Raw genomic sequence first — 12,371 nt, 5'->3', positions numbered from 1 at the left:
CATGGTTTAACGTTTTTTTAGGGCTTTCTTAACGTACTAAAAAACAATTGATTAATCCTCTTTATGTGAATAACCCAACTCATTCACCGCGCAAATAATGCTTATCCGCATAAAAATTCCCAAAAGGAATAACTGAAATCAGCAGGAGGATTCCCACCTTCCAAAATTTCCAGCGGTATTCGATGCTGCACAGGGTTACGAACAGGATGTACAGCACAAACAACAGCCCGTGCAAAGAACCAAAATTGCGAACTGCCTGTGGATACTGCCAGATGTATTTCAGCGGCATGGCAATGAACAGCAAAATTAGGAAGGACATGCCTTCGGCAAAAGCAATGACACGCAGCCGGCCTAGTGGCGTTTTAAGTAAGGATAACATAGCGGGTGATTTTTAAAATGATCGAAACCAGGGCCGTTGCGCCAGAGGCGAAAACGGCCAGGGAACTGCGACCAAAATAATGAATAAAGCAAAAACAAAATAGTTGAATAAAATTCGAAACCTGCGGCGCTCGTCCACCTCTCGTTTGGCCAAAGCGGCACCTATGGTGAGGGTGACGATGGCGCAACTCATTAATCCAAAATGTACCAGTGCAAAAAACAGTCCATCACTCCAGCGCATGGACTTGTTTTGCCAAAACGATTGAGCAGTAGGGCTGAAAAAATACAGGACAAATCCTACCAGCAATTGCAAATGGCTAATGCCAGAAGCACTGGATGCTGCTACGCGGTGCAGGCGGGTGTAGGGTTTTTTAAAAACCAAAGCTTCCCAAGCCAGGTAAATGACCAAAAGGATGCTCAGTAAAACAAGGTAACGCAAAATGGAGTGAGTAACAATCAGGTGATACATAAGAACCATAATTTGAGACAAAAATCGGAATCAAAGCGGGCAAACCATTAGTACAAACCCGGCATTTATTCAGCAAAATCAATCACTTTGCGAAAGTCCGAAGGATTGTAGCCCGTTTTTTGGCGAAAAAAGCGACCAAAATGAGTCAAATCGGCAAAACCAAGTTGATCAGCTATATTTCCCAGTGGGGCAGTAGTTTGTCTCAACAACATTTTAGCTTCCAAAAGCCTTTGCTCGGCAATAGATTCTGAGCAGGTTTTACCCAAAACCTTCCGCACACACTTGTTGAGATGATTGGGAGAAACATGCAAAAGAGCAGCATAGTCGGCCACTGATTTTTTAGGATCAAATTGTTCACTGAGCATTTTGTTAAAACCTTCGGCGAGTTGAGCCGCACTGCCTGCGGGGCCGCCTACTCGGGTACTGGGTTGAATGAAAGGTTTGATGTCGTAAAAGAAAGTCAGCAACAGGTGAACGACTAGAAATTCCCGATCGGGGTGGCTGTTGCGGGAAAGATCAAGCATGCGTTGCAGCGCATTGCTCCAATCCAGCATTTTTTCCGGAGGCATGTTCCACATAGCTGGAGCCTGGGCCTGCCAAAAGGCGAAAGGGGCCAGTGGTTGTTTTTGTTGCAGCTTTTCAGCCAAAAAATGTTCACTAAAATTGACAAAAAAACCGCTGATGTCCCTACTCATGGACATGACTCGGGAAACCTGGTATGCAGGCATGAACAGGATTTTGCCCCGATCGAGCTCAAAAGTATCCATGCCCCGCATCCTCGTGGTGGTTCCTCCGGTGATAAAAATAAAATCATGGTTGGTGGAACGTACCGCTGGCATGGGGAAGGGGTGTTGTAGCGCAGCCCAGGAGTTTTCCAGCGGAACGATGGTGAAATGGCTGAAGTCAATGGTGGAAAAAAAAGCACTTGACTCCCCAAAACGATTTAAAAAAGCCCGATTGTCCAGTACAGGTATGAATGACTCCCTCATGCTGCAAAGCTAAGGGAGTCATTCGGTTATGTTGGTGTTATTGCCGTAAAATCAATGTCATTTTGGCTGGCGCCGTAGAATTAGACAAGGTCCCGCATCTTTTGCAAGCCGGTTCTGGCCACCATCAAGGGGTCCTGTTTCCAATAATCCCGGTTGAACAGTTCAAGCGAGATGACCTTGGTTCCACCCATTGCTTTGAGCAATTGCACCACACCTTCAATTGGCGCATCCCCGTCGCCGGGATAAATGCGGTCTGCGTCGGTTTGCTCTGCAACAGGTTTGTTGTTCACAAAATCATTGAAATGGAAAATCTCTACAGCATCCCCCCTCAACAAACGCAAGCCATCAAATCCCGATCCACCTCTGAACAAATGGTAAATATCGGGCAATAAGCGGGCATCAGGATCGTTGGCGGCCGCAGCTACAGCTAATGCTTGCCCCAGGTGAAACAAGGTACCCGAAGCACCCCAAAATTCCAATTGAGGCATCACTCCGGTTTTGCGACCCAAATCCAGCGCCTGTTTGTAGCGCTCACCTGCTTTGAACAAGTCTAGTGGTGGGTCTTTTTTGACTCCGGCGGGAGGGGCTGCAATCCGTTTACAACCCAATTGTGCCAGCAGGTTCATCTCTTCTTCCAGTTGTTTGAAACCCGCTGCGCGCTGCGCATCGTCTTCTACCATCCAGGGGGCAAAAGCAATGGCGTCTTCCACCGTAATTCCGGCATCTTTGACCTTTTGCGCCAGAGCGGTCATGGTGCCACCTTCCTTGAGGTAGGCATTGAGGTCGGGCAGCCAAATTTCGATGCCATCGTAACCTGCAGCGGCTGCAATTTCAATGTACTTCACAATGCCCAGTTTTTGGCCACTGATGGTACTGGTGTTCAGGCAAAAGCGGAACTTGGTTTTTTTAGGTGCCGCACCCGACAGCAGGTCAACAGGAAGGATGGCCGCCGCACTGGCTGCCCCCAATGTTTTAAATATGTCTCGTCTGTTCATCGTTTGTGTGTAGTTTATCTCCCAAAGATTGGCAAATTTTATGGTTTCGCCAACGCGGGACACAAAAGATATATCGCGACATTATTTGGCATGCATTAAAAGCTGAAAACCCTATTTTATTCATCGAGTCGTTTAAACTTATTTGTCCACTGGTAAGGGAAATACCCGGGATGGCCGGTGCTCATGGCGCATGATTTCCTCCATCCGCTTGACGACCTCCGGATTATCCCCGGCCACGTTTTGTTGCTCATTAGGGTCTTTTTGAAGATTGTACAACTCCATTGGAGGGATGGGTTGCCCAACTTTGAGGCCATTGCGAATGGCTTTCCATTGTCCGTTTAGCACAGCCTGTTTGTCGCCTCCATCGAACAATTCCCAATAGAGGTATTCTCGTTTGGTCAGTGCCTGCCCTTGAAATAAAGGAATCATTGAGACTCCGTCAGTAGGTGGGGGAGCAATACCAGCTAATTCACAAGCAGTAGGTAAAAAATCCCAAAGGGCAGTAGGTACCTCACTTTCGACGCCTGCTTTGATTTTCCCGGGCCATCGGGCAATGAATGGTACCCGAATTCCCCCTTCGTACATGTCCCGTTTTTTGCCGCGCAAACCACCGGTGCTTTCAAAGGCATCGCGTTGTTTGGGCCCATTGTCACTCACAAAAACGACGAGTGTCTTTTTGTCCAGACCCTCTTTTTTTAGTTGGGTCAGCAATTTTCCGATTTCCCGATCCAGGTAAGTGATGGAAGCGGCGTAGCGTTTTTCATCTCCCGACCAGGGCATTTGGGTATAGGGCTCAGTGGTGGGTGATTCAATTTGTTCGCCAGCAGGGGCTTCCCCATTGTCGTGTGGAATGATGGGGGTATAATAGAGGAAAAATGGATTTTTGCGGTTTTTGCTGATGAACATACTCACCTCTTTGCTGAAATAATCCTGCGAAAATTCCACTTTTTTGGTGCTTACACTCCCACGTCCTTTTGCCCAGGAATCTGGAGCCTGGTACTTTACTTCGTTTTTCAAAAAGACCTTTTCTCCATTGCGGAGCAAATATTCTGGAAAATGATTGTGTGCCAATACCTGATCGGTGTATCCAAAATAGTGGTCAAAACCTTTTTTTGAAGGGTCGCCAGAAGTGCCCGGTTCGCCCAAACCCCATTTGCCAACCAATGCAGTAGCATACCCGGCTTTTTTAAGCAGCATCGCCACAGTAAGCGCTGTATCCGACAAGGGCAATTGCCCATAACCAGTAGCCGCTTGCCGATTGCCCCGAATTTCACAATGACCTAGGTGTTTGCCAGTCATGAGGCAGGCACGACTGGGCGCACAAACTCCCGTACTGTAATGGTGGGTCAGTTTGATGCCCTGTGCGGCCATCTGATCCAGGTTTGGGGTTTTGATGCGTTTGCTTCCAAAACAACCCAAATCAGCGTAGCCCAAGTCGTCGGCCAGGATGTAGATGATGTTGGGTTTGGTTTTTTGCGTTGGGGTATCCTTCCCGAATAACATAAAGCATAAAAAGAGAGTATAAAAGGTTTTCATTCTTCGATCTTTTGTGGTTCATAATCGCTGAGATTCACCCAGCCTGTCCGGATTTTTTCGCCCTTCAGATAGCGTTCATAAAATTGGTGGGGCTACCATCCGTGTTCAAGTAACCCGTTTCGGGGTTGCAGGCTGGCCATCGGCTGGGTTCATAATTTTTGAGGTAGAGGTATCCATTTTTGTGCAAGCCACGGATAGGGTAACCTACATCCCCAGGTCGACCATAATCATGGCGTTCTTGGCCCACCAGGACAAAATTGCGCTCGGCCTGGATTTGCCCAGATTGGGTGGAGTTAAAAATAGGCAACAAACTTTTCCCAGCGGCAGGGTGCATTCCTGATTTTTGCCAGTTGATCCCTGCAATGGCCAAGAAGGTAGGGGCTAAATCGATAAAACTTACGTAGTCGCGTATTTTGCGCCCGGCGTGTGGGATACCTTTTTTCCACATCATTGCCAGGGGGATATGGTTGGAATGTTCGTATTGGTTGCCTTTGACTCTTGGAAAAGGCATACCATGATCTGATGTGTAGATGATGAGGGTATTGTCCAACTGCCCAACTGCTTCCAGTTGTTGTAGTAGGCGCTGCACTTGGGCATCCATGTATTCAATTTCGTAGGAATAATCCAATAAATCGGTGCGTATAGTATCGGTATCTGGCCAGTAGGTGGGTATCCGCAAGATATCGCTTTTCTTTTTGCCATTGCGCTCCCCCACTCCGTATTCATAGGCGCGGTGCGGTTCGGTAAACCCAACCCAGAAACACCAGGGTTGGTCACCTTTGCTGCTCAAAAAAGCCTGAAAATTACCGACGTAATCGTTGTTGGAAATTTCTTTTGCCGGAGGGAGGATTTTTAACTGATTAAATTCTTCACCCAACAGGTCCCGCTTTGTCCCATCCTCTTTCAGGGTTTTTCCTGGCGCATACCCTTTGCCAGTGAAGCCCACCCGGTAGCCGTTTTGCAACAAAATTTCAGGGTAAGTTTTGAAATGGCTGGGGAAAAAAATCTCGTGATTGCAGGCTTCGTCCAATTGCCAGGAGTTCCGCCCCGTCAGGATGCAGGCACGGGAAGGGGCGCACTTGGCATTGGGAGTGTAGGCCTTTTCAAACAAAATTCCTTCCTGGGCAATGCGGTCGAAGGCAGGCGTATTGGCCCAGGTGCGGCCATAGGCACTCATGTCCAGACCCGCATCATCGGCAACAATGATGAGGATGTTGGGTCTGGTGTTCAATTCCGTTGACTTAAAAGTGAAGGCCAGAAAAAACGGCAAAATCAAATTGAAGATCACCATCAGGACACGAATTTTATGGTTTCACAATGGGCATATTGGCATCCACCGATTGCCGATATTGTTGCAGTTTTTGGTACAGGGTTTTTATTTTATCCGGGTATTGTGCCGCCAGGTCTGTGCTTTCACCAATGTCCTGGCTCAGGTCGTACAGTTCAAGTGCTTTGGTTTCGTAATGTTCTACGAGTTTCCAGTTGCCCTCCCGGATAGCGGCAGCGGGCCGACTCAACTGGTTGCTGAAATGTGGATAATGCCAATACAAAGCGCCGCGATCCAGGGGCTTCTGCGGTTCTTTCAACAAAGAAAGTACACTCTTGCCGTCGGGTGTCGCGCCGTCTTTTTCCCCCAATAAGGCCACCAGGGTTGGGACGTAATCTACGTTGCTGAAGTACTGCTCGCATACTTGGCGGGGTGCAATTTGCCCTTTCCAGAAAAACAGCGTAGGTACCCGAATTCCCCCTTCGTATACGTGCCCTTTCCACTTGCGCAGTGGAGCTGAATTGGTCGGGATGGGACCCAATTCGGGTAATCCTACCCCTCCATTGTCCGAAGTAAATACGATGAGGGTATTTTCGAGCAGATTTTGAGTTTTTAATTGAGCCAGAATACGTCCAATTCCATCATCCATACTTTCGATCATGGCGGCGTAGTCTGGGTTGTAGTAACCATTGAATTTTTCGTACTTGCGCAGGTATTTGCTTAGCTTATCGCCGCGCGGAACCAGGTATACGTGGGGCGCTGAATAACAAAGGTAGAGGAAAAAGGGCTGTTGAGCCCCCTGTTTTCCGATGAACTCCGTGGCGTAATCACTCAATTTGTCGGTAAGGTAATGTGTTCCCTTGTCTACAAACGTTTTTTGATAACTGTCCTCATAAATGCTGTAATTGTAATAATCGAGGCCATTGCGGCCGATCATGCGGGTGAAATCAAAACCTTGCCCCCAAGGCGCTATGGAATCGCCTCCGCCCAAGTGCCATTTACCAACCATACCCGTTTGATAGCCCAGTTTTTTGAGGCGTTCGGCAAGGGTGAGTTCCTTTGATCCCAAGTAGCGTGTCCACTGCGCAGGACGCAAATTGGACAAGGAGTCGGTACGTTCTCCCCCGAGGAAATTGGTGAGTTTCAATCGTGCGGGGTGTTTTCCGGTGAGGATGGCCGCACGCGAGGGGGAGCAAACTGTACTGGCCGCATATGCTTGGGTAAAACGAATCCCGCCGCGAGCCAGTGAGTCGATGTGAGGTGTCTCGTTATAAGGATTGCCGTAGCAGCCCAAATCGGTATATCCCAAGTCGTCGGCGAGGATGAAGATGATGTTGGGTCGCTGGGGCAGCGGACCTTGATGGTCTTTGTGTAAGCCGAAGCCTAGGGCGAGTAAAGTGAATATCCAGAATTTGGTCATACTGCTTGATTTTAATCCAGATTGATTTGTTGTGGGCCAGGTTTTAATGGAACAGTTTTTCCTGCCCAAATGAATTGTCCTTTGATTTGAGACGGAATATTCAATTCGGCTTGGACTCCACCACCGGATTGGCGGCTTATTTTGAAATTGATTTCGCCAAATGGGGTGGGGTAAAGCCCTTCCACTTTATTGTTCTTCCCCAATTTGGGAGCAATTTTAATTGTTGAAAAACCAAGCCCAGTTGGTTCTATCCCCGCAATGGTTTTAAAATAAAAATACGCAGGAGCTGTACTCCAGGGGTGACATTCCGAACGGGTGGCTTTTTTGCCACTTTCGAATCGCTCCAGGGCAGTTGTTAGGTTTAAATTGACCAGTTCTTCCCAGGGTTTTTGGGCCAACTCAAACAATTCTGGCACCTGTGCTTTATGAATGGCTTCAAAAAGGTAATAACGGTAGTAATAAGTGGCTGGGCTGATGTCCTCTTCGCTGAGGATTTTATTGAGGATGCTTTTGTGCAAGCTGACTGGGGCAGCATCGGTCAGTACGGCCAGGATATTGGTATGCTGGTCGTAAAAAGACTTGTCTGGGCGCTCTGCAAAAATGCCACGTTTGGCATCAAAACACTGTTCGTAGACTTTATTTTTGATGAAATTGGCTCGGGTCAGGTATTGGGTTGCCTCGGCGCTTCGGCCAAAGGTTTGAAAGATTTTCGCGGCGCTTTGCAAAGCATGGACGTAGTGTAAAGTCACCACGGCTGAGTTTACCCCTTTGTGCCCTGGCCCAAGGCCACCTTGGGTGCTTTCTACGTACCAGTCTACAAAATAATTCCAGGAAGTGGGCCCCGCCAAACCATTGGGCTGAATAAGGGCATCAAAGCCCGCAAGCGTTTGCTGAATGCCCGACAAAAACTGCTGAGTGTAGGCTTTGTCGCCACTGTATTTTAAATAATCGTACACCATATCTACCCAAATGACGGAATAAGTAGGGTGTACAAAAGTAGATTTGAGTGGATAACAGCTGGTCAGGTTACCATCGGGCAAACGCGAGTAATGAAACTGTTGCAGGGCATTACGCGTATGCCAATCATTCCCTGTCATTGATTGCCATACCGGGATGTGCACCTTAGAGTCACCCAGGTATTGCATGGTTTCATAATAGGCATCACTTAGAAAATAATCCTGGGTGCACAGCTCAACGGTACGGTGGCAAAGGTCAAAGATTTTGCCGTACATCGGACTGTCGGCACTAAACTTGGCTTTGACAGGGATAGAGCTGAGGGTTTTATGGTTGAAAAAATCGTCCAGGCTCAGCGGCTCATTTTGTGTGTTTACGTCAATTTGTACAAAGCGAAAAGTCCGCAACCAGCTAGGTTGAAAATGGCGATTCTGACCACCGTCGGCCAGAATTACGTCCTGATAACCCACCAGTTTTTTGCCCGTAATATCGTTGCGGTCACCTTTGCTCTTGTCGGGGTTGAATAAATTTTCGGCGTAGCTGATCTTGATGCGGGCATTGTGGCCCCCCGAAAATTTCAGTTCTGGATATCCCGTAGTCAAAAAAGTCTGATCAATCAGGATGGATACCTTGGCATTAGCGGGAATGAGCAAGGATGATTTACCCTCTAAAAAAGCAGGTGTCACTTGAATGCCTTCCGTACGCGCAATTTTGCTCAAACGTTCCTCGGTTTGGCTCTGTTGAGGCACATTTCGTGGCTCCAAAACCCAGCCAAATGAACCCCCAAAGGCGCTGGCGTTTTCCAGGAAGAGGGACTCCTTCCAGGCGGCATCGTTAAAATTCAGCTGCTCCCAATCCCAGGGATAGTCAGCAGCTACCAGGCTATCGGTGGGGTTACAGGCATAAAAGCCACCAATGATGTCGGGGTTGGCTACCCGCCAGTGGACGGGTTTTTCATGTAAAGCTTTGTTCCAAAAGGTTTTCCAGGTGCCTCCCTGGGTATTGACAATTTGTTCTTTTTCCGAAAAACCATTGATAACCAATCCGGTGTGCACCGATTGCATGCCAAAAAAGCGAAAATACCCCCAATTGATGACTTCAGCAGCCAGTACGTTTTCACCCGCTTGCAAAAAGGGCGCAATGTCGATGGTTTCGTAGCGCCAGTGACGAATGTCGGACAATTGTGGGCCAAAGCCCACCTTTTTACCGTTTACATAGAGCCGATAATGGTTATCAGCAGAAATGCTGATGATGAACTGCTGGGGATGATCGATCAGGCTGAATTTTTTCCGAAACAAAACCACGGCGTGTTCTCCACCACTCAAATCCGGGTGGGTGATCCATTTGGCTTTCCAGGTAGGAGTAGTGTATTTGGCGGAGGGAACATTGAGCTCGGGCGCTTGCGCAAAAGCCAAACGCACTCCAATGAACAGCCAGAGGAAAAGGAATTGTTTTTGCATGACCAAGTAGATTTAGTTAAAGCTGACGATCTCCCTGGCAGTGTAACTTATGCGCATGATCTGTGTAAGTTTATTTAGCCAAAAAGTCAGCTACCAAGTTAACACATGGGGCCTATATTTTTCCTACATGCATAGCTTTTTCACCAAGCAGTTGTTTTACAATCCCTAAGCCCCTATATTTGCCCCCTGTTTCAAAAATCACCACACCGCACTTATGCCAAACCGTTCGAGAGCGCCCAAAATCAAAACCATCACCGACATTAAGATGCCGGAAGTTCAGGAGTTGCGCTTGGATAACGGAATACCTGTTTATGTTGTGGCTATGGGAACCCAGGAGGTACTCAAGGTGGAGGTCATTTTTAAAGGTGGCCGCCCTTATGAGCACAAAAAACTGGCTTCACGCGCCACGAGTGCGCTCTTGCGCGAAGGTACCCAAAACTACAATTCGGCCGATTTGGCTGAAAAACTGGATTATTTCGGAAGCAGCCTGGCTATTCCATATCATACAGATACGGCCAGTTTGACCTTGTTGTCTTTGAACAAACACTTCAACCAGGTGCTGCCTTTGTTGGGCGAAGTGATCAAAACCCCCAGTTTCCCGGAGCAGGAGCTGCAGGCCTTTATCCAACGCAGTATTCAACATTTGCAAGTAGACCTGAGCAAAAACGATGTCGTAGCCTATCGCCAGATTACAGAGCAGTTTTTTGGCCCTGAGCATCCTTATGGCTACAACAGTACTGCTGAAACGTACAACCAACTGACCCGGGAGGATTTGTTGCAGCACCACCGCAGTTTGTTCACCAAAGACAATTGTGTCATCATCATCAGTGGAAAAGTAACGGCTGAGGTGCTTGAACAATTGAACGAACAACTGGGGCATGGGATACCTGCAGGAATTATTCCCGAACCCAAACTGATTCTACAGGAAGCTCCACCCCAACAGATGTTGATTTCCAAACCCGACAGCTTACAATCAGCCATTCGGATTGGTTTCCGGACCTTCAATCGGCATCATCCCGACTTTTTTGACCTTTCCATCCTCAACGTGATTCTGGGAGGCTACTTTGGCTCCCGCCTGATGACCAATATCCGGGAAGAAAAGGGCTATACCTACAACATTTATTCCACCCTCGATGCCATGCAATTTGATGGCTGCTTTTACATCGGTACTGAGGTAGGTAATGAATTTGTTGCAGATACACGTACTCAGATTTACCTGGAAATGGATCGCTTGCGGGAAGAACTTGTGGACGAAGACGAGCTGGAAATGATGCGCAACTACATCCTGGGCAATTACCTGACCATGATCGATGGGCCATTTAATGTGGCGGAGTTGGTACGCCTGCTGGTAACTGAGAATTTGCCTTTTACTGAGTTACAAGACTCGGTTGATCTGACCTTGGCGGTTACACCTGAATCCATTCAAGCCATCGCCCAAAAGTATTTGATCCCCGAGAAAATGAGCGAAGTAATCGTGGGCAAAGCTGAAAAATTGGATTAAAACCATTTTTTTAGCTTTTGATCAAAAAAATTTGGTTAAGCAAGGCCGAACGTGCTTAAATGTCGCTAAATTTTCTTTCTTTTGCGAGCATGAAACGCCAGCGGTCAGCAAATTGCTTGATCACAATAAAGCCCCAAAGGGGCGATAAAAAAATGAGTATTCATTTTACCAAAGAATTAGGTGAGTAAACGTTTCATTTCAAGTGTCTTATCTAATTCTTTGGCTCGAAAAAAATGAATACTTATTTTTGCCCCACTGCTAGGGGTGCGTTTGACATAATTTACAAAAACTCTTAGGTAAGGAAAATTAATGAAGCTGTTCAGTTTTTTTAGACAAGAACTCGCCATTGACCTTGGCACTGCCAATACCCTGATCATGCAAGATGATCAGATTGTTGTGGACGAACCATCCATCGTGGCCATCAATCGCAAAACCAATCAGACCATTGCGGTTGGTCGTCGGGCGATGCAAATGCACGAAAAGACCCACGAGGACATTAAAACCGTTCGCCCACTGAAAGATGGAGTTATCGCCGACTTTCAGGCGGCTGAAAATATGATTGAAGGATTCATCAACATGATCGATGGCCGTCGTCGCTTTTTTTCTCACATGAAAATGGTCATTTGTATTCCTTCAGGGATTACAGAAGTGGAAAAACGCGCCGTATTTGACTCTGCCGATCACGTGGATTCCAAAGAAACCTACCTGATTCATGAGCCTATGGCTGCTGCACTCGGGATAGGCCTGGATGTGGAAGAACCCGAAGGCAATATGATCATCGACATTGGTGGAGGTACTACCGAAATCGCGGTGATTGCCCTTTCGGGGATCGTCTGCGACCAGTCAATTCGCATTGCGGGTGATGAATTCACCAACGACATCGTGAGTTACATGAAGCGCCAACACAACATCCTGATTGGTGAACGGACTGCTGAACAAATCAAAATTCACGTAGGCTCTGCACTGCATGAACTGGATGAAGATCAGGCCCCCGAAGATTTTGCCGTTAATGGCCGCGATTTGATGACGGGTATCCCCAAACAAATCAAGGTTGGATATCGGGAGATCGCCCATTCACTGGATAAATCCATCTCCAAAATTGAAGATGCAGTACTTAAGGCGCTGGAATCTACTCCACCAGAGTTGGCTGCCGATATTTTTAGAAGGGGCTTGTACCTGACTGGAGGCGGTGCACTGCTGCGGGGCTTGGACAAACGTATTTCCCTAAAAACCAAACTTCCCGTCCAAGTTGCCGAAGATCCATTGCGCGCAGTTGTTCGGGGAACAGGGATTGCCCTCAAAAATACCGATCGTTTCTCCTTTTTGATCGATCGTAAGAGTGTGTGATTTAGTGGATAAGGTCATTTTAATGCATTAAAGCGACCTTATTCCTCATCCGAGA

The 12,371-nt window shown here is 47.5% G+C and carries 10 protein-coding genes; 2 read left to right on the top strand and 8 right to left on the bottom strand.

Translation table 11 applies throughout. From position 1 onward, the window contains the following. Window positions 1-79: 79 nt before the first annotated feature. The 8 genes from SFV55_RS19035 to SFV55_RS19000 all read right to left on the bottom strand — a co-directional run bounded on the left by SFV55_RS19035 (window position 80) and on the right by SFV55_RS19000 (window position 9,468). Window positions 80-379 carry a DUF3817 domain-containing protein gene (locus tag SFV55_RS19035; RefSeq protein WP_320031128.1) on the bottom strand — a complete coding sequence of 100 codons (300 nt, stop codon included), beginning with the start codon at window positions 377-379 and terminating at the stop codon, window positions 80-82. Between the two features lie 12 nt (window positions 380-391). Then, the gene (locus SFV55_RS19030) at window positions 392-847 is read right to left on the bottom strand and encodes a hypothetical protein (RefSeq protein WP_320031127.1); all 456 of its coding nucleotides are present in this window, start codon (window positions 845-847) and stop codon (window positions 392-394) included. A gap of 65 nt (window positions 848-912) precedes the next feature. After that, window positions 913-1,836 (bottom strand): helix-turn-helix transcriptional regulator, encoded by a 924-nt coding sequence (locus SFV55_RS19025; RefSeq protein ID WP_320031126.1) that lies wholly within the window; start codon window positions 1,834-1,836, stop codon window positions 913-915. Between the two features lie 80 nt (window positions 1,837-1,916). Then, entirely contained in the window at window positions 1,917-2,831 is a 915-nt protein-coding gene (locus SFV55_RS19020) for a sugar phosphate isomerase/epimerase (RefSeq protein ID WP_320031125.1), read from the bottom strand. Between the two features lie 138 nt (window positions 2,832-2,969). After that, complete coding sequence (locus SFV55_RS19015) at window positions 2,970-4,367, bottom strand: arylsulfatase (protein WP_320031124.1); 1,398 nt, start codon at window positions 4,365-4,367, stop codon at window positions 2,970-2,972. Window positions 4,368-4,431: 64 nt separating this feature from the next. Then, complete coding sequence (locus SFV55_RS19010) at window positions 4,432-5,658, bottom strand: sulfatase (RefSeq protein ID WP_320031123.1); 1,227 nt, start codon at window positions 5,656-5,658, stop codon at window positions 4,432-4,434. Between the two features lie 13 nt (window positions 5,659-5,671). After that, the gene (locus tag SFV55_RS19005; protein ID WP_320031122.1) at window positions 5,672-7,054 is read right to left on the bottom strand and encodes a sulfatase; all 1,383 of its coding nucleotides are present in this window, start codon (window positions 7,052-7,054) and stop codon (window positions 5,672-5,674) included. A gap of 11 nt (window positions 7,055-7,065) precedes the next feature. Further along, complete coding sequence (locus SFV55_RS19000; RefSeq protein WP_320031121.1) at window positions 7,066-9,468, bottom strand: alpha-L-rhamnosidase N-terminal domain-containing protein; 2,403 nt, start codon at window positions 9,466-9,468, stop codon at window positions 7,066-7,068. Between the two features lie 214 nt (window positions 9,469-9,682). Between SFV55_RS19000 and SFV55_RS18995 the strand changes: the two genes are divergently transcribed. Together SFV55_RS18995 and SFV55_RS18990 are read left to right on the top strand one after the other, a co-directional pair. Beyond that, entirely contained in the window at window positions 9,683-10,969 is a 1,287-nt protein-coding gene (locus SFV55_RS18995) for a pitrilysin family protein (RefSeq protein ID WP_320031120.1), read from the top strand. 309 nt (window positions 10,970-11,278) lie between these two features. After that, window positions 11,279-12,316 (top strand): rod shape-determining protein, encoded by a 1,038-nt coding sequence (locus tag SFV55_RS18990; RefSeq protein WP_320031119.1) that lies wholly within the window; start codon window positions 11,279-11,281, stop codon window positions 12,314-12,316. Window positions 12,317-12,371 lie beyond the last annotated feature (55 nt).

It is taken from the genome of Haliscomenobacter sp. (genome assembly GCF_033763495.1).
Taxonomy (GTDB): domain Bacteria; phylum Bacteroidota; class Bacteroidia; order Chitinophagales; family Saprospiraceae; genus Haliscomenobacter.
Note: the sequence above shows the minus strand (reverse complement) of the source record. Positions and strands in the feature narration are given on the sequence as shown.